The sequence below is a fragment of the Methylobacterium sp. WL120 genome, from assembly GCF_008039465.1.
Taxonomy (GTDB): Bacteria; Pseudomonadota; Alphaproteobacteria; order Rhizobiales; family Beijerinckiaceae; genus Methylobacterium; species Methylobacterium cerastii.
The window spans coordinates 1-19,456 of the sequence record NZ_VRUT01000056.1 but is presented as its reverse complement, the minus strand read 5'-3'; the positions used below and the strand labels follow the sequence as shown (position 1 = coordinate 19,456).

The 19,456-nt window shown below is 70.8% G+C and carries 19 protein-coding genes and 1 pseudogene; 7 read left to right on the top strand and 13 right to left on the bottom strand.

Annotated elements, in window-relative coordinates; genetic code table 11:
* The first annotated feature begins 189 nt into the window (after positions 1-189).
* From FV229_RS12505 to FV229_RS12495, 3 genes are read left to right on the top strand one after another with little or no spacing between them, the layout of a single operon-like run.
* Positions 190-837 carry an SOS response-associated peptidase family protein gene (locus FV229_RS12505; RefSeq protein WP_147752294.1) on the top strand — a complete coding sequence of 216 codons (648 nt, stop codon included), beginning with the start codon at positions 190-192 and terminating at the stop codon, positions 835-837.
* Positions 834-1,058 carry a hypothetical protein gene (locus tag FV229_RS12500; RefSeq protein WP_147752293.1) on the top strand — a complete coding sequence of 75 codons (225 nt, stop codon included), beginning with the start codon at positions 834-836 and terminating at the stop codon, positions 1,056-1,058. Before FV229_RS12505 ends, FV229_RS12500 begins: the two co-directional genes overlap by 4 nt.
* Before the next feature lie 30 nt (positions 1,059-1,088).
* On the top strand, positions 1,089-1,418 hold the full coding sequence (locus FV229_RS12495) for a hypothetical protein (protein WP_147752292.1): 330 nt from the start codon (positions 1,089-1,091) through the stop codon (positions 1,416-1,418).
* Positions 1,419-1,590: 172 nt separating this feature from the next.
* On the opposite strand, the gene FV229_RS28065 is transcribed toward FV229_RS12495, so the two are convergent.
* Together FV229_RS28065 and FV229_RS12485 are read right to left on the bottom strand one after the other, a co-directional pair.
* A complete protein-coding gene (locus FV229_RS28065; RefSeq protein WP_246688169.1) occupies positions 1,591-1,743 on the bottom strand; it encodes a hypothetical protein in 153 nt (50 codons plus the stop codon).
* A pseudogene (locus FV229_RS12485) lies at positions 1,743-2,325 on the bottom strand (DUF4113 domain-containing protein); the annotation flags it as partial. The gene FV229_RS28065 and the pseudogene FV229_RS12485, both read right to left, overlap by 1 nt.
* Positions 2,326-2,410: 85 nt before the next feature.
* Here FV229_RS12485 and FV229_RS12480 point away from each other — a divergent pair.
* Together FV229_RS12480 and FV229_RS12475 are read left to right on the top strand one after the other, a co-directional pair.
* Positions 2,411-4,024, top strand: coding sequence for an acyltransferase (locus FV229_RS12480; protein WP_147752290.1), 1,614 nt, complete (start codon positions 2,411-2,413; stop codon positions 4,022-4,024).
* A 196-nt stretch (positions 4,025-4,220) separates the two neighbouring features.
* The gene (locus tag FV229_RS12475) at positions 4,221-5,159 is read left to right on the top strand and encodes an acetamidase/formamidase family protein (RefSeq protein ID WP_147752289.1); all 939 of its coding nucleotides are present in this window, start codon (positions 4,221-4,223) and stop codon (positions 5,157-5,159) included.
* 116 nt (positions 5,160-5,275) lie between these two features.
* On the opposite strand, the gene FV229_RS12470 is transcribed toward FV229_RS12475, so the two are convergent.
* The 4 genes from FV229_RS12470 to FV229_RS12455 all read right to left on the bottom strand — a co-directional run bounded on the left by FV229_RS12470 (position 5,276) and on the right by FV229_RS12455 (position 12,071).
* On the bottom strand, positions 5,276-7,585 hold the full coding sequence (locus FV229_RS12470; protein WP_147752288.1) for a fused MFS/spermidine synthase: 2,310 nt from the start codon (positions 7,583-7,585) through the stop codon (positions 5,276-5,278).
* Positions 7,586-7,744: 159 nt separating this feature from the next.
* Positions 7,745-9,301, bottom strand: coding sequence for a glutamine-hydrolyzing GMP synthase (gene guaA / locus FV229_RS12465; protein WP_147752287.1), 1,557 nt, complete (start codon positions 9,299-9,301; stop codon positions 7,745-7,747).
* A 376-nt stretch (positions 9,302-9,677) separates the two neighbouring features.
* Positions 9,678-10,676 (bottom strand): alpha/beta hydrolase, encoded by a 999-nt coding sequence (locus tag FV229_RS12460; RefSeq protein ID WP_147752286.1) that lies wholly within the window; start codon positions 10,674-10,676, stop codon positions 9,678-9,680.
* A gap of 93 nt (positions 10,677-10,769) precedes the next feature.
* Positions 10,770-12,071, bottom strand: coding sequence for an RsmB/NOP family class I SAM-dependent RNA methyltransferase (locus FV229_RS12455; RefSeq protein ID WP_147752303.1), 1,302 nt, complete (start codon positions 12,069-12,071; stop codon positions 10,770-10,772).
* A 202-nt stretch (positions 12,072-12,273) separates the two neighbouring features.
* On the opposite strand from FV229_RS12455, the gene FV229_RS27395 reads away from it, so the two are divergent.
* Positions 12,274-12,444, top strand: a complete 171-nt coding sequence (locus FV229_RS27395; protein ID WP_187273620.1) for a hypothetical protein — start codon at positions 12,274-12,276, stop codon at positions 12,442-12,444.
* 66 nt (positions 12,445-12,510) lie between these two features.
* On the opposite strand, the gene FV229_RS12450 is transcribed toward FV229_RS27395, so the two are convergent.
* From FV229_RS12450 to FV229_RS12420, 7 genes are all read right to left on the bottom strand, one after another.
* On the bottom strand, positions 12,511-12,840 hold the full coding sequence (locus tag FV229_RS12450; protein WP_147752285.1) for a type II toxin-antitoxin system RelE/ParE family toxin: 330 nt from the start codon (positions 12,838-12,840) through the stop codon (positions 12,511-12,513).
* Positions 12,833-13,117, bottom strand: a complete 285-nt coding sequence (locus FV229_RS12445) for a ribbon-helix-helix protein, CopG family (RefSeq protein ID WP_147752284.1) — start codon at positions 13,115-13,117, stop codon at positions 12,833-12,835. The genes FV229_RS12450 and FV229_RS12445 overlap by 8 nt, the downstream gene beginning before the upstream one ends.
* 262 nt (positions 13,118-13,379) lie before the next feature.
* A complete protein-coding gene (panE, locus tag FV229_RS12440; protein ID WP_147752302.1) occupies positions 13,380-14,330 on the bottom strand; it encodes a 2-dehydropantoate 2-reductase in 951 nt (316 codons plus the stop codon).
* Between the two features lie 122 nt (positions 14,331-14,452).
* Positions 14,453-14,872, bottom strand: coding sequence for a type II toxin-antitoxin system VapC family toxin (locus FV229_RS12435; RefSeq protein WP_147752283.1), 420 nt, complete (start codon positions 14,870-14,872; stop codon positions 14,453-14,455).
* Positions 14,869-15,114 (bottom strand): hypothetical protein, encoded by a 246-nt coding sequence (locus FV229_RS12430; RefSeq protein ID WP_147752282.1) that lies wholly within the window; start codon positions 15,112-15,114, stop codon positions 14,869-14,871. The genes FV229_RS12435 and FV229_RS12430 overlap by 4 nt, the downstream gene beginning before the upstream one ends.
* Before the next feature lie 83 nt (positions 15,115-15,197).
* Positions 15,198-16,691 (bottom strand): IMP dehydrogenase, encoded by a 1,494-nt coding sequence (gene guaB, locus FV229_RS12425; protein WP_147752281.1) that lies wholly within the window; start codon positions 16,689-16,691, stop codon positions 15,198-15,200.
* A gap of 181 nt (positions 16,692-16,872) precedes the next feature.
* Positions 16,873-17,754, bottom strand: coding sequence for a DUF3313 domain-containing protein (locus FV229_RS12420; RefSeq protein WP_147752280.1), 882 nt, complete (start codon positions 17,752-17,754; stop codon positions 16,873-16,875).
* A 265-nt stretch (positions 17,755-18,019) separates the two neighbouring features.
* Here FV229_RS12420 and FV229_RS12415 point away from each other — a divergent pair, with 265 nt between their 5' ends.
* Positions 18,020-19,441 (top strand): MFS transporter, encoded by a 1,422-nt coding sequence (locus FV229_RS12415; protein ID WP_147752279.1) that lies wholly within the window; start codon positions 18,020-18,022, stop codon positions 19,439-19,441.
* Positions 19,442-19,456: the final 15 nt, after the last annotated feature.

The following is a 19,456-nucleotide window of genomic DNA, read 5'->3' as shown; positions in this document are numbered from 1 at the left end:
ATGCATCGTGAACCGGCGATGCGCGAGTGGCCGCTTCAAGAGCGCGGGATAGGACTCTTTGACAGGCATGCGCGCGTGGTGAGACGTACCGCGCTTCTCAGCTGCGGCATCCGTGCCGTGTGCTGTGTCAGTAGCGGGGCCGGATGGAGGGGCTTGCCCTCGCGGACCTGACCGTCGCACGGTGCCGGCATGTGCAACCTCTACAGCCTCAACAAGGGTCAGGACGCGATCCGGAAAGCCTTCGGCGTTCAGCGCGACGAGGCCGGCAACCTGCCGCCGCTGCCGGGCATCTTTCCGAACACGATGGCACCGGTCGTGCGGATGCGGGAAGGAGAACGCACGCTGGCGATGATGCGCTGGGGCATGCCGTCGCCGGAGTTCGCACTGAAGGGCAAGAAGGTCGATGCAGGCGTCACCAATGTCCGCAACACCCGGTCGCCGCACTGGCGGCGGTGGTTGAAACCTCATCATCGCTGCCTCGTGCCCCTGACCTCCTTCAGCGAGTTCAACGCGAAGGCCGGCGGCGATATCTGGTTCGCGCTCGGAGACGACCGCCCGCTGGCGTGTTTCGCGGGCATCCTGCTCGACGGGTGGAAATCCGTCCGCAAGGTCAAGGACGGCGAAACCGTGGACGACCTGTATGCCTTCCTGACGACGGAGCCGAACGCCGAGGTCGGCGAGATCCATCCGAAGGCGATGCCGGCGATCCTCACCACTGCCGACGAACACGAGACGTGGTTGTCGGCGGAATGGCCGGAAGCCGCCAAACTGCAACGGCCTTTGCGCGACGGCGCTCTCAAGGTCGTTGCGCGAGGCGCGAAGCGGGACGGAGCTTGAAGGCGCGGTCCCTACTGGAACCGCATTATCACAGTGCCATCGCGAGGATCGAAGACCTCGACCCGCGGCCCGCGCGCATTGGCAGGTGCCACTACATCGGTGACGTGCGAAGGCGGCACGCCGAAGTCGGCGTCTGGCGCGACGGGAGTGGCAAGTCCCTCACGCAGCAGCCAACGTTGGACAATCTGACCGCCGAACTGCGCACGATGCAGGTGGTGTGATTGCACATCGCGGCACGATGACCTGATCAGGTGACTGACGCCAAGTCTCGCAGTCCACGACTGAGCTGGGGGGAACGGCAGACCTCAATCAAAGGTCTGACGATCAGCGAGCATGATGCGGTGCCGCACGATCAAGAGACCACCATGCTCAAGACCATCGGCCTTGCTTCGATCTTCGTCGTCGGGTCAGCTCTCGGTCTAGCCGGAACCGCGTCTGCCGTGCGTCTGACGTCAGCGCTTACTGTGGGAGGATCTGCCGCTTCAAACGTTGAAGCTGTCCGCATGCATCACCGTATGCACCGTATGAAGCACATGCGCCGCGGCAATCCCTCCGCCCGTGGGTGGAAGAAGAACTTCTGATTCCCTCGATCGTATCGCGCAGGTCGTTTTTGATCCAGCAGCAGCCCTTGCGTACCGGTTAGGTCCGCGAGGGCAAGCTCCTGCGCCCGTCGCCACCCTCGACGCCGATCGCGGCGCGGCAAGTCTGACCGAACTGGTTGGGCTCGCGCGATCCGACTGGCTTCTGGTAGCGCTACGCCTGCGTCAGCCGCGGGTACACGTCGGAGAGGTCGGCATGCTCGCCGAACCGCTGTCGGGACCGCGCTAGGTTGTAGGTTCCGCGCCGCTTGCACGGCGGGCACTCTACGACGAGGCGGCGCCCGCGCAGGTCGCACAGGCGCTCCATCAGCCCGCCACCGCGATCGGCAGCTCGCTGACCTGCGTCGTGTAGCGCGGCGTCCGCATCTCGAACTTCGTGCTCCACGTCCACTTCTCGACGAGGCCGACGTGGGCTGGAACGACGCTGCCGCGGCCGAAGCGGGCGTTGCAGGCGTCGACCGCTGCCATCAGCAGGCCGGAGCGCTCGCGGTCGAGCTGGCCGATCAGAGCGCGCGGGCTGGCGTCGAGCAGCATCAGGTCGGTGGTGACGATCCCGGGCTTGCCGAACCGCCACGGTCGGGCGCCGGACTCGCGCCAGGTCTTCGCCACGCCGAGCCGCGTCGCGTGCGCCGACACCGCCTGCTCGAGCGTGGCGCGATCCTCGATCGGAATCGAGAACGAGCGGGTCACCGCGCAGCCCTTACGCTGGGCCGGGAGCGCGCCGGGCGGCAGGCAGGACAGACCGCGCAGCTCGTGGATGTTGGGCTCGCCCACAACCGTCAGCGCCTTACGCACCGGACGTAGGTCGAGGTCGGCGAGATCCGCCATGCTGTCGACCCCATGGCTCGAACTTGGCGAGCGACGCGCGGCCGATACGGTGGACTTCGCCGTCCGGTCGGCCATGTTTCTTGTTGTTTCCAAGGAGGTCGGCGCTGATATGTGCGGGGCTCAGGACACCGTTCGAAGCCGCAGCGATGCTTGACCGCCCCCGCCGAGATTTTGCCGCCGCAATCGCGCCGACACCGCCCGCCGTGCCGATGCAGGCGGGGCCCGCGGTCACCGGGATCGTGCGTCCGGGTGGGGAGATCGCGAACCTGCAAATTTTGCGGGCGTTCGCGGCTTGCCTCGTCCTCGTGCACCACGTCGCGGTGTACGGGCAGGCCCTGCGCGGGGCCGGGCGGCCGTTCGCGGCCCTGGACCACCTGATGGGCGTCTGGGGCGTGGCGATCTTCTTCGCCCTGTCCGGATTCCTGATGGCCCGGCTCGTCACCCGCGACGCGCCGCTCGTGTTCCTGGCGCATCGGGTCGGGCGCATCTTCCCGACCTATTTCGCGGTCGTGTCCCTGTTCGCCGGCGTCTTCGCGACTTTTGGCCTGCCCTTCGGCGGCGTGTCGGTGCTGGCCCTGTCGCTTGCGCCGGGCGGCGTGCGCGGCTCGCCGCTCAACGTGGAGTGGACGCTCGCCCTGGAGCTGTCCTTCTACGTCGGATTGTTCCTGCTCGCAGCGGCCGGGTGGGCGCGCCGCCTCGTTCCCGTCGCCGCCGGCTGGCTCGTCCTGCTGGCCGTCGCCTTCCCGCTACTGCCCCCCGACAGCCGCAGCCTGATGCCGCCGCCGCTCTACCTCGTGCCGGTCACGGCGGCCTGCGCGCCCTTCGCGGGGGGCCTGCTGCTGCCGCGCCTGATCGCGGCGGGGTGGGTGCGTCCGGCGACCGCGCTGCTGGCCCTGCCCTTGGTGGTGCTTTGCGCCTTCGTCGACACCGCCGCCGCGCGCTGGATCGGCGGCGTCGCCGCAATCCTGATCGTGGGCGCCGCCGTCACCGCGCCCGCCCTCCCCCGGGATCGCCCGGCGGCGCGGGCGGTGATCGCGCTGGGGGATTGGAGCTACGTGCTCTACCTCGCGCATCCGCCGGTGCTGATGCTGGCGAGCTGGGCCTGCCCAACGGACTGGCCGGGCGCGGCTTACGCCGGCATCGCCCTCGCCCTCGCCCTGCTGGTCGCCGCCCTCCTCGGCCCCCTCGACGTCGCGGTGTACCGGCGCCTCCGCCGGCGGATCGATGCCCTCACGTCTGCCGCCCTGAAGCGGGTGGTGGCCACCTTCCTCGTCGTGTTCCTTGGCTGCGCCCTCTGGGGCAGCGTGGAGACGGCGCGCGACGCCCTCGCCGAGAGCCGCGCGCGCACCGCGGTCGGCGTTCTGCCCGCCGGCGCCTGGACCGCGCCGAGGCAGGCCGAGCTGGCGATCACCGAGCGCGGTCTCGCCTTGCCCTCCGCCCTGCGCGGGGCCGTCGAGTCGGTCGAGCGCCTGTCGCAGATGGAGTTCCTGATCACGGCTTACGCCTTCGATTCGGGCCGCCCGAGCCGCGGCCTGCAACTGGCCCTGTTCTGCGGAGGACGCCTCGTCGCCCTGGACAAGCCGCGGCGCCTCCGCCGGGACCTTGGCGCGCAGCCGGGCTTCGAGGGGATGGGCACGCGGCGCATCGGGTTCCGCACCCGCATTCCCGCCGAGGCCTGCGGCCCGGAGACGATCGTCGCCGCCCTCGTCGACGAGGGCGGCCTGATGGCGGTGCTGCCGGTCCCGCAATCCGCGCGATGACGCGAGAGTGAGCCGCCGCGGGCGTCAGAGGCTGATCCGCTCGCGCCGCCGCCCTCTCCCTGCGGCGGCCTGGCGAGGGCGCCCGCTGGTTCGGCGATTGCATCGGTGTCGTCCCACAAGGCGTCGGCAGGCGGAGCGCGCGACGCGCGGACCGAATTCGTCGGCAGGACCCGGCGAACCCAACCCAGGAGCGCGCATGCCGACGCATCACCAGATACCGGCTACCCCCGACACGATGGTGCTCGGCTACTTCGACGCCGCGCTACCGCCGGTGCTGGAGATCGAGTCGGGCGACACGGTCACGCTGCATTCCTTTCCCGCAGGTGCGCGGGCGACGCTGCATCCCGACCCCGCGCGGGTCTCGGCCGAGCACTTGGCGGTGCTCGATCAATGCGTGCCCGGCCCCGGCCCGCACTTCGTCACCGGCCCGGTCCACGTCCGCGGCGCCGAGCCCGGCGACGTGCTGCAGGTGGAGATCCTCGACCTGGCGTTCCGTCAGGATTGGGGCTCCGTCTCGATTCTGCCGCTGCTGGGGACGCTGCCCGACGAGTTCACCGAGTACGAGACCATCCACCCGGACATCGACGTGGCGCGGGGCGTCTGCGTGCTGCCCTGGGGCACCGAGCTGCCGCTCGATCCGTTTTTCGGCATCCTCGGCACGGCGCCGCCCGCCGCCTGGGGCCGCGTCGGCACGGCGGTGCCGCGCGGCTTCGGCGGCAACATGGACAACAAGGAGCTGAAGGTCGGCGCGACCCTCTACCTGCCGGTCTACAACGCCGGCGCCGGGTTCTACGCCGGGGACGGCCACGGCGTGCAGGGCGACGGCGAGGTCTGCATCACGGCACTGGAGACCGGGCTCACCGGCACCTTCCGCCTCACCGTGCGCAAGGACCTCGGCTACGAATGGCCGTTCGCCGAGACGCCCACCGACCTGATGTCGATCGGCCTGCACGAAAGCCTCGACGAGGCGATGCGGCAGGCGGTGCGCGAGATGGTGCGCCACGTCTGCGCCCGCACCGGGCTCACCCGCAACCAGGCCTACATGCTGTGCTCGCTCACCGGAAACCTGCGCATCACGCAGACGGTCGACGGCAACAAGGGCGTGCACATGCTGATGCCCAAGACCGCGCTGTGAGTGCGGTCGGCTTCATGATGCCCAAGACCGCGCTGTAAGTGCGGTCGGCTTCATGGTGGCGAAGACCGCGCTGTCAGCGAGGTCGAATTCGCGCGTGGGCCGAGTGCCGGACGTTCTCAGTGCCCGGCGGCGAGACCGCCCCCGAGGCGAAGGCGCATCAGGTCGAGGAAGGCTTCCAGCACGTTGGCGTAGTCGTCGGTCCACGGGCGGCGCGTCAGGTCGGGCGCGACCCGCGTCCAGCCGAGGCGCTCGGCCTCGCGCGTAATGACCGGATCGCGGGTCGCGATCACCACCATCGCGCGCATGCGGTAGCGGCGCTCGATCGGCTCGTCGATCGCGTCGATGCGCTGAAGCAGCGTCAGGCCCTGCTCCGCCGCGGCTCGGGCCAGCGCCGGCCGCAGGTCGAAATGCTGGTTCGAGACGTGGAGCGCCAGCACGCCCTGCGCGTCGAGGCGGTCGCGGTAGAGGGCCAGCGCTTCGCCCGTCAGCAGGTGCATCGGGATCGCGTCGGAGGAGAACGCGTCGACGATGAGGACGCGCGTCGGCTCCGTTGCGCGGGCGAGCGTCAGGCGGGCGTCGCCCTGAACGATGCGGGCCGTGGGCGCGCAGGCTGAGAGGAAGCGGAACCGGGTCGGGTCACTGGCGATCCGGACGACCTCCGGGTCGATCTCGTAGAAGGTCCAGGCTTCGCCCGGGCGTGCCTGGCAGGCGAGGCTGCTCGCGCCGAGCCCGACCACCGACACGCGCGGCAGCGGCCCGTAGGCGTTGCGGGCGACTTCGAGCACGTCGGCGATCGCATGGCCGGTAGCGTAGTAGGTCGTCGGCTCCGGGCGTCCAAGGGCCGGGCGGCCGTCGTCCTCGCGGATGCGCATCGCCCCGTGCAGGGTCGTCCCGTGCGCGAGGAGGCGGAAGCGCCCCTGCGGGTCGGTCTCGATGCGGTGGACGCCGAAGAAGCTCCGCCGGTTCTCCACGTCCTGTGCCGACAGGAGCGGCATCGCCAGCACCAGCGCACAGAACAGGGCGGCACGGCCGAACGCCGCCCGCGGCGCGCGCCAGCTCAGCAGCAGGATCGTCATCATGATCGCGGCGGCCACGGAAGGCGCCGCCTCGGACGCGAACCGCGCGAGGAGGGCGAGGCCGGTCGCGCCGGCCAGCACGCCGGCCAGCGACACGGAAAGCCGCCGCAGGGCCGCCCCGGCGGCGAACCGCGGGGCGACCAGGGCGCCGGGCCGGCAGGCGAGCGCCGCCACCAGCAGGATCGGATATTCGGCCACCGCCGAGAACAGCCTCGGCGCGATCAGCGCGGCGAACAGGCCTCCGAGCATGCCGCCGAGCGAGGTGCAGAGATAGAACTCGGTCAGCCGGCTCGGGGCCGGCCGCAGGCGGTAGACCGCCCGGTGGGCGACGAGGCCCGCGACGAAGCAGAGGCCGAGGCTGAGCGGCAGGTCGGCGGCGAAGGGCAGACGCCCGATGATGGCCGCGCCAAGGACGACGGCGGTCCCCGCCACCTGCACCGCCGCGAGGGGACGCTCGGGCCAGGTCGCGAGCGGGCGGAAGGTGATGACGAAGGTGAGGAGGTAGAGCGCCAGCGGCAGCACCCACATCAACGGGATCGCGGCGACGTCGGTGGTGATGTGGGCGGTGACGGCGACGAGCAGGCCGGACGGCACGGCCGAAAGGCCGACCCAGGCGAGGCGGCGCGCCAGGCTCGGGGCGGCGCAAGCCACCTCGGGCGTCACTGCGACCGGGCCGCGACTGTGCGCGCCACCGAGGACGGTGAGCGCGCAGGCTGCGACCGCGCCGGCGGCGAGCGCATAGCCGGCCGACCACAGCCGGGTCTGCTCGGCGAGCCCGAAGACCGGCTCGATCGCCAGCGGGTAGGCGATCAACGCTGCGAACGAGCCGAGGTTGGAGGCGCGGTAGAGGAAGTACGGGTCCTGCGCCCGGGGGTTGCCGGAGCGGGCGTACCAGGCCTGCAGCAGCGGCGCGCTCGCCGAAAGGGCGAAGAACGGCGCGCCGACCGACGCGAGGAACAGGCCGACGAGCCAAAGCGCCTCGTCGCCGCCCTGCACCGCGCCGGCCTCGGTCGCGACCGCGATCGGCAGGAACGTCGAGCCGGCGAGCAGCACGAGGCCGTGCACGACGACCGAGGCGCGCAAGGACAGCCAGCGCGTCATCGCGTGGGCGTAGGCATAGCCGGCCAGCAGCAGACCCTGGAACACCACGGTCGCCACGGACCACACCGCCGGCGTGCCGCCGAGCACCGGCAGGACGCGCTTGGTGAAGATCGGCTGCAGGGCAAACAGCAGGAAGGCGGCGAGCAGCAGGGTGCCGGCGAAGACCAGCGTCTGGGCGAGGTCGCGGCCGACCGGCGCGGCGGCCCCCGGCGCGTCGACGCCGATCGGATCGGCCCTGCCGGCTGTCATCGTTCGCGTTCCCTGGCCCGAGCTCGGTAAGGCGCAGAGCTTAGCGAAAGGGGCTTAACCGTCCCTCAAGCCACATGTTTCAGGCGGTCGGCATGGCGTCGGCACCGCCTGAGGGGCCTGCGTGTGCAGTAAATCCGGGCTGGTCGAACGCAGCCGGGATCACTCCCACTCGATCGTGCCGGGGGGCTTCGAGGTGATGTCGTAGGTGACGCGGTTGATGCCCTTCACCTCGTTGATGATCCGCGTCGCGACCCGGCCGAGGAAGGCCATGTCGAACGGGTAGAAGTCGGCGGTCATGCCGTCGACGGAGGTGACGGCGCGCAGCGCGCAGACGTGGTCGTAGGTGCGCCCGTCGCCCATCACGCCGACGGTCTTCACCGGCAGGATCACCGCGAAGGCCTGCCAGATCGTGTCGTAGAGGCCGGCCTTCCGGATCTCGTCGAGGTAGATCGCGTCGGCCTTGCGCAGGGCCTCCAGCTTTTCCGGGGTGATCGTGCCGGGGCAGCGGATCGCGAGTCCCGGGCCGGGGAACGGGTGGCGGTCGACGAAGGCGTCGGGCAGGCCGAGCTCGCGCCCGAGCACCCGCACCTCGTCCTTGAACAGCTCGCGCAGGGGCTCGACGAGCTTCATGTTCATGCGCGCGGGCAGGCCGCCGACGTTGTGGTGGCTCTTGATCGTCACGGACGGACCGCCCGAGAACGACACGCTCTCGATCACGTCCGGATAGAGCGTGCCCTGAGCCAGGAAGGCCGCGCCGCCGATCTTCTTCGATTCCGCGTCGAACACGTCGATGAACAGCCGGCCGATGGTCTTGCGCTTCTCCTCGGGGTCGCTGACGCCGGTCAGCGCGTCGAGGAACAGGTCCTGCGCCTCCACGTGGACGAGGGGGATGTTGTAGTGGTCGCGGAACAGCCGTACGACCTCTTCGGCCTCGCCCATGCGCAGCAGGCCGTGATCGACGAAGACGCAGGTGAGCTGGTCGCCGATCGCCTCGTGCAGCAGTACCGCCGCGACCGACGAATCGACGCCGCCCGAGAGGCCGCAGATCACCTTCTCGGAGCCGACCTGCTCGCGGATCTTGGCGATCGCCTCGGCGCGGTAGGCGCCCATGGTCCAGTCGCCCGAGCAGCCGGCGATGTCGCGCACGAAGTTGCGGATCAACAGGGCGCCGTGCGGGGTGTGCGCCACCTCGGGGTGGAACTGGACCGCGTAGTAGTTGCGCGCCTCGTCGGCGACCGCGGCGAAGGGCGCGTTCTTCGAGATCGCCACGGTGGTGAAGCCGTCGGGCAACTTGGTGACCCGGTCGCCGTGGCTCATCCAGACCGGGTAATGCTCGCCGACGTGCCAGACGCCCTTGAACAGCGGGCAATCGGACAGGATCTCGATCTCGGCCCGGCCGAACTCGGCGTGGTGGCCGCCCTCGACCTCGCCGCCGAGCTGCGCCGCCATCGTCTGCTGGCCGTAGCAGATCCCGAAGACCGGAACGCCCGAATCGAACACCACCTGGGGCGTGCGCGGCGAGGCGTCGCTCGTCACCGATTCGGGGCCGCCCGAGAGGATCACGCCCTTCGGCCGCGTCTCGGCGAAGGCCTCGGCCGCCTTCGTGAACGGCACGATCTCGCAATAGACCCCCTCCTCCCGGACGCGCCGGGCGATGAGCTGGGTTACCTGCGAGCCGAAGTCGACGATCAGGATCTTGTCGTGGTCGGTGTTCATACCCCTCGCGTTAGACGAGGCGATTGCGCCGTGCAACGCGGGCGCCGCATGCGGGCCGCGCCAGCCTGTTCACGGCGCGCATGGGCGCCGGACCCGATGCGTCACGGCATATCCCGAACCATGGCGGCGCGCCCACATACGTTTTCCGACCGACGACTTCGCCTGCGCGACGTTTTCCCGGACGCCTGGAGCGCCAACAGACGGTGATCCGGGACCCAGCATCATCAAGGGCCGCGTCAGCGGCTCGATCCGAGCGGCGCAAGGTTTCGACGCTTCGCGACGTCTTCCGCTGAGTTCCAGATCGGGTTCCGCTGACGCTTCACCCGTCCGAGAAAACGGGCACGGTGCTCATCGAGCCAATCGACCCGAAATCGTATCAGGCGGCGAGGAACCCGCGGACGTGGAGCCAGGCGAGGAACAGGCCGGGCCACGCCGCCACCGGCGTTCCGGGCGGCCCGAGGCCAAAGCCGTGGCCGCCGCGCTCGAACAGGTGCATCTCGGCCGGGATCTTCGCCTTGCGCAGCGCGGCGAACATCAGGAGCACGTGGTCGCAGACCGCGATCGGATCGTCCATCGCCTGCGCCATGAACATCGGCGGCGTGTCGGCGCGGACCTGCACGTCGACCGAGTAGGTCCGCATCTCGACCTCGGTGACCTCGTCGCCGACGAGCACGCGCCGGGTCGAGGTGCCGTCGAACGGCGCCTTCATCGTGATGACGGGATAGAGCAGCCCGGCGAGCGCGGGCCGGTACGGCAGGGCGTCGTGCGCATCCACCGGCGGATAGAGGTTCTGGTTGCCGACCGCGGTCTCACCCATCAGGTGGCCGCCAGCCGAGAAGCCTAGCACGCCGACGCGGGCCGGATCGATGCCGAGCTCCGTCGATTGCGCGCGGACCAGGCGCACGGCGCGCTGCGCGTCCTGCCGCGGGGCGTCGGGGCCGTTGTCCCAGCCCTCGCCGGGCAGCCGGTAGATCAGCAGGAAGACCGTCACGCCGACGGCCGTCAGCATCTGGCCCACCGGCACGCCTTCGTTGCCGATGTCGATGAACCGGTAGCCGCCGCCGGCCGCCACGATCATCGCCGACCCGTTCGGCTTGTCGGGGCGGATCACCAGAAGGCACGGGCGCTCGACCTTGGTGATGACGCCGCGCGCCGTCTCGTCGAAGCGGTAGCCGTTCGGATCGGGACCCTCGCCGCCGCCCGGCGGGTCGCCCGGCCAGAGGTCGATGACCTGAAGCTGCGCGCCCGGCGCCGTCCGCGGCAGGGCGGGGACCAGCTCGCCCGGCGGTTTGACCGCCCCCTGTGCCCGCGCCGCGCCCTGCCCGGCCATCGCGGCCGCGGTCGCCGCCAGGAGCGTTCTCCGATCCAGGCCCATCGGTCTCCTGCGGTGTCTTCGAGGCGGCGTCTTGAGAGGCAGCGTCTTCGGGATCGCTCGGACAACGCCGGCTGGACGGAGCGGTTGCGGCCCTCAGCCGGCCCGGGTCAGGGTGGCGACGTAGAACCCGTCCGTGCCGGTGCGCGCCGGGCTCATCTGCAGCCCGTGCGCAGTGAAGCGAAGCGCCTCGGCGAGGCCGGGAGCGTGCGCGTCCGCCACCTCGCGCGCAGGCACCACCGCGAACGCGCCGCCGCCGCGTGCGAGGAAGCCCGCCACGGCGTCGTCGTTCTCCGCCGGCAGCAGCGAGCAGGTGACGTAGGTGATGCGGCCGCCGGGGCGCACGAGGCTCCCGGCGCGGTCGAGCACCGTCGCCTGCTCGGCGACCCGGGCGGCGAGGCTGCCGGGCCGCAGGCGCCACTTCGCGTCAGGGTTTCGGCGCCACGTGCCGGTGCCGGTGCAGGGGGCGTCCACCAGCACGCGGTCGACGTGCCCGTCGAAGTCGCCGAGCACGTCCGCGCGCATCCGGCCGCCGCGGGGCGTGAGCACTTCGGCGTTCGCGCCGGACCGGCGCAGGCGCTCGTGGATCGGCGCGAGGCGGCGCGGGTCGTCGTCGGTGGCGACGAGGCGGCCGCCGTTGCCGGTGAGCGCGGCCAGCGCCAGGGTCTTGCCGCCGCCGCCTGCGCAAAGGTCCACGACCGTCTCACCCTTGCGGGCGCCGGTCAGCATCGCCGCGAGCTGCGAGCCCTCGTCCTGGATCTCGTACCAGCCGTCCAGGAACTCCGGCTCGACATGCAGGGCCGGCCCGCGCCCGTCTGCGCCGATCGGCACGCGCAGGCCCATGGGCGCATGCGGCGTCGGCGCGGCGCCGTGGTGGGCGAGGCCCGGCATCGCCGCCTCGCGGTCGCCCTTCAAGGCGTTGACGCGGATGTCGAGGGGCGCGCGCCGGGCGAGCGCCTTCAGCTCGGGCAGGAGTTCGTCGCCGAGGATCGCCTCGAGCTGCGGCAGCACCCATTCCGGCACGTCGCCCGCGACGTGCGGCGGCGCGTCGGCGAGGTTGCCCTCCGACAGGCGCCGGCCCTCGTTCTCGGCGAGTTTTTCCGGCGCGAAGCCCTCGCCGTTGAACAGCGCCGCGATCGAGGGTGCGGCGAGGCCCTGCTGCAGGCGGAGCGATCCGAGCAGCACCGCGCGCGGGCTGTCGTCGCCCATGATCCAGGCGGCCGAGGACCGTCGCCGGAGGGCGTCGTAGACGAGGCTGGCGATGCCGCCGCGGTCGCCCGATCCGGCGAAGCGGTGGTTGAGGCCCCAATCCTTTAGGGCGTCGGCGGCCGGCCGTCGGCGGCCGGCGATGTCGGCGAGCACCTCGATGGCGGCGGCGCAGCGGGCGGCTGGAGTCAGGACGGTCTCCTCTTGCGGATCAGCAGGTGTCGCGAGCGCGATAGACCCGGCGCCCACCGCCTGTCGAAGGAAATCGGCGACGCCACGATACGGCCACGCTTAGCCCGCGCGGCGGACACGATACGGCCGAGCTTCCGGCGCGATCGGCGTCCAGCCTCGCAGGCTGCGACGCGTCCCTGCGTCGCGAAGGCCGGATGAACCCATGTCGCCCGTGATCCACCTCACCCTCGCCGGCATCCTGATGCTGGCGGTCGCCGCCTGCTCCACCGCGCCGGCCGCACCTGACTTGACGCCGCCGCCGCGCCGCCCGCTCGATGCGAAGACGCAGCTCGAATACGGCAACCCGCCCCCGCCGCCCGGCCCGCGCTACTGATCGGTCGTCTGCGTCTTCACGCGATGCGGATGTCGCCGCGCGTGAAGACCGCCCGACGCATAGCACTCAGGCCTCGTCTTCCGACGACGCGCCGCGATATAGTGCCTCGAAGTCTCGACCGCCGTAGAACACGTTGGTGATCCGCACGCTGGTAGGCTCGGCACGGTAAGCGATCACGGCCGTATGCTCGAACGGGACCGTCCGCAGGCCGGTTTCCAGGTCGTCGCGGGGACGGCCGCCATGGGGAGCATCACCGATGCGTTCGCATCGGTCCTTGATTCGCTGCACGAAGCCTCTGGCGGTGGGCACGCTCCGGCTCGCGAGCAGGATCATGCGGAAGATGTCACGCAGATCGTCCAAGGCTTCCGCGCGGTAGCTGACCGGCAGCCTACGCACGGGAGGCGTCTTTTTCGGCCTCAGCGAACATCGCGTCCAGGTTTGCCTGCACGTCCTCGCCGGTTAGGTCCGGACGCGGGTCGTCGAGAGACCGACGAACGCGGGCGCGGATCACGTTCAGCCGTTCCGCATCCTCAAGGCGCTGTCGCTGCCAGAGACGTACGGCATCGCGGAGGACTTCGCTGGTGGACGCGTACTCGCCGGCCGCGACGCTCTCGCGCACGGCGCGGAGGTGCTCCGGCGTCATGGTGATGCTGATCTTCTCAGCGGGCTGCATGGTCGGTCGCCTTCGTTCCGTTCCGACTATGGTAGCATAAAATCCGACCCACCGCGGCGTGCGATATTCCTTCCGATACAGGAATTGGTGTGACGGACAGGTCGCGGGCATGGCGTTCATCGTTCCGCCAGAGGGTGGCTGTCGGCACGACCCTCAACGCCCGCCTCGTCACCGAGGCGGGCCAGCGCCCACGTCTGCCAAGTCGAGCCGCTGCGGCCTGCACAGTCGCACTGTATCCTCGCGCGTCTCCCCGCCTTGCCGCCTAGACGCGCGGCTGGCTCGTTTCGCGGGCGCGGCGATGTTCGTAGGTCTTCAAGCCGGTGAACACGCGCTCGAGGTTCGGAAGCTTGCGCTCCGTCGCGCGCCCGCGGGCGATCAGGTCGCCGACGACGTGGTCGGCCTCGATCCGGCCCCCGCCCTCGATGTCGCGGAGCATCGAGGCGGTCAGCGGCGATCCATCCGCGGTCAGCATGGCGCGGGCCTGGGTCGCCACCTTCTCGCGCGGCGCGAACCCGTTCGCGCCGGCGATGGCGAGGCATTCGTCGTGCAGGCTGGCGATGAAGTCCCGGCCACCCGCGGCCGCGACGACGTCGCCGATCGCGCCCCGCATCAGCGTGGTCGCGCCGGCGAGCGTGGCGAGGAACACCCACTTCTCCCACATCTCCAGCACGATCCTGTCCGACAGGCGCGGCTGGAACGTCGCGCCCTGCATCAGCGCCTCGATGGCGGCGCAGCGCTCGGAGCGGGTGCCGTCGCGCTCGCCGTAGGTCAGGGTGCAGAAGTCGCTCATGTGGCGGATCTCGCCGTCCGGCCCCAGCGTCGCCGCGATGGCGCAGGAACCGCCGAGGACGCGGTGTGCGCCGAAGCGCGCGTCGAGCGCGTCGAGATGGGCCAGCCCATTGAGGACCGGCAGGATGGCGGTGCCCTCCCCCACCGCGGGGGCGATGTCGTCGAGGGCGCTGTCGAGGTCGTAGGCCTTGCACGAGAGCAGCACGAGATCGAAGCCGCCGGCCTCGGCCAGCGCGTCCGCCGTCACCGTCCGCGGCGCGCCGAGGTGCAGGTCGCCGAGCTTGCTCGTCACGACGAGCCCGTTCGCGGCGAGCTTCTTCGCCCGCGCCGGCCGGACCAGGAACGTCACGTCGCGCCCGGCCTCGGCGAGCCGCGCCCCGTAATAGCCACCGGTCGCCCCGGCCCCGACCACCAGCACCCGCATCACGTCTTCTCCCGAGCAGCGTTCACCTGACGATCCCATGCGTGCGCCGAACGCGCGGCGCAACGGCCGTCTCGGATCACACACCGTCGATCCGCGCGTTCAGCCCTCATGGACCCCGAGGTTCAGCCGACCAATCCGTGAGGCCGACGACCCGGGGCGGCCCACGGTGTGCCCGACATCGTGCGGACGAGATGCAGGTCGGCCGTGACGACGCGCGTGTTCCAGCCGGCCGCCGCCGCGACGTAGAGTGCGTCGTAGAACGAGGTCCCCGCATCGACCGCCACCGCGATCGCTTCGGCATGGAGGACGCCGAGCGGGAGTGTGGACGCCGTGCGGGACAGACCTGCGAGCGCCGCGGCCGTCTTGTCCCGAGGCAGCGCCCCGGCACGCACATGGCGCGTGAGGACATGCCCGATCTCGGCGGCCGCATGGGTCAGTGTGACGAGCAAGTCCGGTCCGGACAGAAGGCGACGGGCGCCGTCCGACCCTTCCTCCCGGATGTACCATTTCACGATGACGCTCGCGTCAACGACGAGGATCACGTTCCGTCACGCAACCGCCAGATCATCAGCGTGCTGTCTTCGAGCCGATCGCCGTCGGCGGGGTCCCGAGAGGCGGCTCGGATGCGATCGGCGTGTGCGAGGCGCTCTGCCGGCGTCCACATCAGGCCGCGGAAGAGGGCGTCCTTGGCGATCTCCTCGGGCACGCGCCCATCTTCGGCCGCTCGCTCGAGCAATAGCGCCATCAGCATCTGATCGACAATCGTCAGATTCAGGTCGCCCACGATCCCACCTTCGTGCCTCGCTGCCGGTGAGATCGCACAAGGGTCGGCGAGAAGAACAAGGGACGGCCGGTTTCAGCCAAGCCTTAGGTCCGCGAGGGGTAATTCGGGCTCTCGCGCGTGATCGTCACGTCGTGGACGTGGCTTTCGCGCAGACCCGCATTGGTGATGCGGATGAACTGCGCCCGCTCCTGGAAGTCCGGCACGGTCGGGGCGCCGACATAGCCCATCGCGGCGCGCAGGCCGCCGGCGAGCTGGTGCAAGACCGCCGCCACCGGGCCCTTGTACGGCACCTGCCCCTCGATGCCCTCGGGCACGAGCTTGTGGGTGTCGTTGACCTCGGCCTGGAAATAGCGGTCGGCCGAGCCGCGGGCCATCGCGCCGACCGAGCCCATGCCGCGGTAGCTCTTGTAGGAGCGACCCTGGTACAGGAACACCTCGCCGGGTGCCTCGTCCGTACCGGCCAGCAGCGAGCCGAGCATCGCCACCGAGGCGCCGGCGGCGATCGCCTTGGCGAGGTCGCCGGAATACTTGATGCCGCCGTCGGCGATCACCGGGATGCCGGCGTCGTGGGCGGCCTCGACCGCCTCCATGATCGCGGTGAGCTGCGGGACGCCGACGCCGGCGACGATGCGGGTGGTGCAGATCGATCCCGGCCCGATGCCGACCTTCACCGCGTCCGCGCCTGCGTCGATCAGCGCCTGCGTGCCCTCGCGGGTCGCGACGTTGCCGGCGATGACCTGCACGGCGTTCGAGAGCTGCTTCACCCGGCGCACGCTGTCGAGCACCTTGATCGAGTGGCCGTGCGCGGTGTCGACGACGATCACGTCGCAGCCGGCGTCGATCAGGCGCTCGGCCCGCTCGAAGCCCTGGTCGCCGGTGGTGGTGGCCGCCGCCACCCGGAGGCGGCCCTGCTCGTCCTTCACCGCCTTTGGGTAGGTGACCTGCTTCTCGATGTCCTTGACCGTGATCAGGCCGATGCAGCGGAAGTGGTCGTCGACGACGAGCAGCTTCTCGATCCGGAACTGGTGGAGGAGGTGCTTGGCCTCGTCCTGCGTCACGCCCTCGCGCACGGTGATCAGCCGGTCGCGGGTCATCAGCTCGGAGACGGGCTGGGCCGGGTGCGTCGCGAAGCGCACGTCGCGGTTGGTGAGGATGCCCACGAGCTTGCCGCGCGAGCCGTTGGGGCCGCGCTCGACCACCGGGATGCCGGAGATGCGGTTGACCTTCATCACCTCGAAGGCGTCGGCCAGGGTCTCGTCGGGATGGATGGTGATCGGGTTCAGCACCATGCCCGACTCGTACTTCTTGACCAGCCGCACCTGCTCGGCCTGCTCGGCCGGCTCGAGGTTGCGGTGGATCACGCCGAGGCCGCCGTTCTGGGCCATGGCGATGGCCATCGGCGCCTCGGTGACGGTGTCCATGGCCGAGGCTACGATCGGCAGGTTGAGGCTGATGGTGCGCGTCAGCTGCGTCGCGACGTTGACCTCGGTCGGCATCACCGAGGAGGCGGCCGGGCGCAGGAGGACGTCGTCGAAGGTCAGGCCCTCGATGATCGAAGCGGAGCTGATACGGGCCATGAGCCAACGGTCCTGGAGGGCTGCCGGGGCGACCGAAGGTCGAGCGCGGCATGGAGCGGGTTGGCACGGGCCAGTATCATGCGGTGCGGTGCCCGCAAAGGCGGCAACCCCGCGCGGTGCGGGATAAACGCCGCGTGGGCCGGTTGCGTCCGCCGCATGGCGTCCGGGACGCCCCTGCCCGTCAGCGGGTGCGCGGCCCCTTGTCGGAATAGTCCGGCGGCAGGCCGATGTAGTCGGTGAGGATGCCGTCGACGCCGGGCGCCCGGCCGAACGCCTCGCAATCCGGGTCCAGCGGCGCCTCGCCCAGGGTGGTCACGCGGACGCGGTTCCAGGTCGGCAGGGTGAGCGGCGCCTTGAACGGGTCTTCGCCGGTGGCGAGGTAGAAGCCGAAATCCTGGCCGAAGTCGCCGGCGAGGTCGTAGGCGTCGCTGATCCGCGAGTAGCGCGGCTGGCTCGTGAACGAGTTCGCTGCCCCGCCCCACACCATCGCCGCCCGCTGCTCGTGGCGGCGGTCGAGCGCCTCGGCCTCGACCGTGAGGCTCCCGAGGCCGATCGGCACGCGCGGGATCGGGATGCGCCCGAGCCCCTCGGCGAAGCCGATGCCGACCTGCCCCGCCACGGTGACGGCGGCGGAGGTGCCGATGGTGGCGCCCGCGCCGAGCAGGTCGGTCGGGTCGACGCGGGTTACCTGCGCGCGCACCGTCAGGTCGGCGTTGCGGCTCGACACCACGTCGTAGCGCAGCGACAGCTCGTAGCAGAGCGCGCGGTCGGCGTTGTTCGCCACGAGCCGGCGCTCGGCCTCACCGATGCCGACGGCGCCCGCAACGTTGGCGGGAAACTGCGTCGGGATGATCCGGACGGTCTTGGTCCGGGCGAGCGCCCCGGCGTCGGCGTAGAGGCGCGCCGTGGTCGAGGCCTCGGTGCTGGCCCGGAGGCGGTCGTAGCGGGAGAGCGAGCCGACGTCGTTGAGGAGGACGGTGCCGCAGGCGCCGAGCGCACACATCACCGCAGACGCGGCGACGAGCCGCGTCACCGATCGGGGCAGGGTCGACGGACGAAGCATCCTGGCACTTTCGCGGGTCTCGCCGCGGCGTCCCGGGCGCCGCCGACGAACGTCGGGGCACCGCGCGGAAGCTCGGCATCGTTACCGTAAAGCTTAAGGCCGATCCCCCCGTCTCGGAAGGGTCGAGGCCGCGTTCAGCCATGTTCAGAAACAAAGCGTGGCCGATCCGCCACGGATCGACCGGACGGACATCCCGTGTCAAGCGCTGCAGCGCACGCCCCGCCGACGCCACGAGGCAGGGCGCCCCGAACCTTCCTCCGGCCCGATGCGCGCATCCCAGATCGTCCCCCTCGTCGTCGCCACCGCCTTGTTCATGGAGAACACCGACTCCACGGTGATCGCCACGGCGCTTCCCACCATCGCGCAGAGCCTCGGCGAGGATCCGATCGCCTTGAAGCTCGCGCTCACCGCTTATCTGGTGAGTTTGGCGATCTTCATCCCGATCAGCGGCTGGATGGCTGACCGCTACGGCTCGCGCACCGTGTTCCGTGCGGCGATCGCGGTGTTCATGGCAGGCTCGGTCGCCTGCGCGGTCTCCAACGGACTCGCCGGCTTCGTCGCCGCCCGGTTCCTGCAGGGCCTGGGCGGCGCGATGATGGTGCCGGTCGGCCGCCTGGTGATCCTGCGCAGCGTGCCGAAGGCCGAGCTGGTCTCGGCGCTCGCCTACCTGACGATTCCGGCCCTGATCGGCCCGATCATGGGTCCGCCGCTCGGCGGCCTGATCACCACCTATCTCGACTGGCGCTGGATCTTCTTCATCAACATCCCGATCGGAATCGTCGGGATCGTGCTCGCGACGCTGTACTTCGAGGACATCCGTGAGCCCGAGCGGCCGCCGCTCGACCTCGTCGGCTTCGCGATGCTCGGGCCGGGGCTCGCCGCCCTGATGCTCGGTCTCGCCTCCACCGGCCGGCACCTGCTGCCGGGCTGGATGACCTGGGCGAGCCTCGGCGGCGGCGCCGTGCTGCTCGCGCTTTATTTCGGGCACTCGCGGCGGATGGCCCATCCGATCCTGCGCCTCGACCTGATGCGCCACCCGACTTTCCGCATCGCGGTGATCGGCGGTAGCCTGTTTCGCATCGGCACCGGGGCGATCCCGTTCCTGCTGCCGCTGATGCTGCAGGTCGGGTTCGGGCTCGATCCGCTGCAATCGGGGCTGATCACGTTCTCGGCCGCCGCCGGGGCGATGTTCGTGAAGACGGTCGGCCCCCGCATCCTGCGACGCTACGGCTTCCGACCGGTCATGGTCTGCAACGCGGTGTTCGCCGCGTTCTTCCTCGCGGTGAACGGCCTCTACACCGCGAGCACGCCGCATGGGCTGATGCTCGGCATCCTGTTCCTCGGCGGCTGCCTGCGCTCGCTCCAGTTCACCTGCGTCAACGCTATCGCCTACGCCGACCTCGAGAAGGCCGAGATGAGCGCGGGCACGAGCCTCGCCAGCGTCGCACAGCAGATCTCGCTGAGCCTCGGCGTGACGCTGGGCGCGCTTGCGCTGGAAGGGGCCGCCGCGTGGCACGGCCGCAGCGCGATCGCGGCCGCGGATTTCGGCCCGGCGTTCCTGGCCGTCGCGCTGATCTCGGCCGCCTCGGTCTTCCCCTTCCGGCAGCTCGCGCCGGATGCCGGCGCCGAGGTCTCCGGCCGGATGATCGCGCGCACCGCGCCGACGGCCGCGCCGGGCCGGCAATAGGCCGTGGCCCCACCC

Excerpts from the sequence above, each read along its gene's own strand:
- FV229_RS12420 (WP_147752280.1), bottom strand. The coding sequence starts at position 17,754 with ATGCTTCGTCCGTCGACCCTGCCCCGATCGGTGACGCGGCTCGTCGCC.
- FV229_RS27395 (WP_187273620.1), top strand. The coding sequence starts at position 12,274 with ATGTCGCCCGTGATCCACCTCACCCTCGCCGGCATCCTGATGCTGGCG.
- FV229_RS12480 (WP_147752290.1), top strand. The coding sequence starts at position 2,411 with ATGCTTGACCGCCCCCGCCGAGATTTTGCCGCCGCAATCGCGCCGACA.
- FV229_RS12445 (WP_147752284.1), bottom strand. The coding sequence starts at position 13,117 with ATGCAGCCCGCTGAGAAGATCAGCATCACCATGACGCCGGAGCACCTC.
- FV229_RS12505 (WP_147752294.1), top strand. The coding sequence starts at position 190 with ATGTGCAACCTCTACAGCCTCAACAAGGGTCAGGACGCGATCCGGAAA.
- FV229_RS12470 (WP_147752288.1), bottom strand. The coding sequence starts at position 7,585 with ATGACAGCCGGCAGGGCCGATCCGATCGGCGTCGACGCGCCGGGGGCC.
- FV229_RS12475 (WP_147752289.1), top strand. The coding sequence starts at position 4,221 with ATGCCGACGCATCACCAGATACCGGCTACCCCCGACACGATGGTGCTC.
- FV229_RS12460 (WP_147752286.1), bottom strand. The coding sequence starts at position 10,676 with ATGGGCCTGGATCGGAGAACGCTCCTGGCGGCGACCGCGGCCGCGATG.
- FV229_RS28065 (WP_246688169.1), bottom strand. The coding sequence starts at position 1,743 with ATGGAGCGCCTGTGCGACCTGCGCGGGCGCCGCCTCGTCGTAGAGTGC.
- FV229_RS12415 (WP_147752279.1), top strand. The coding sequence starts at position 18,020 with ATGCGCGCATCCCAGATCGTCCCCCTCGTCGTCGCCACCGCCTTGTTC.
- guaA (WP_147752287.1), bottom strand. The coding sequence starts at position 9,301 with ATGAACACCGACCACGACAAGATCCTGATCGTCGACTTCGGCTCGCAG.
- panE (WP_147752302.1), bottom strand. The coding sequence starts at position 14,330 with ATGCGGGTGCTGGTGGTCGGGGCCGGGGCGACCGGTGGCTATTACGGG.
- guaB (WP_147752281.1), bottom strand. The coding sequence starts at position 16,691 with ATGGCCCGTATCAGCTCCGCTTCGATCATCGAGGGCCTGACCTTCGAC.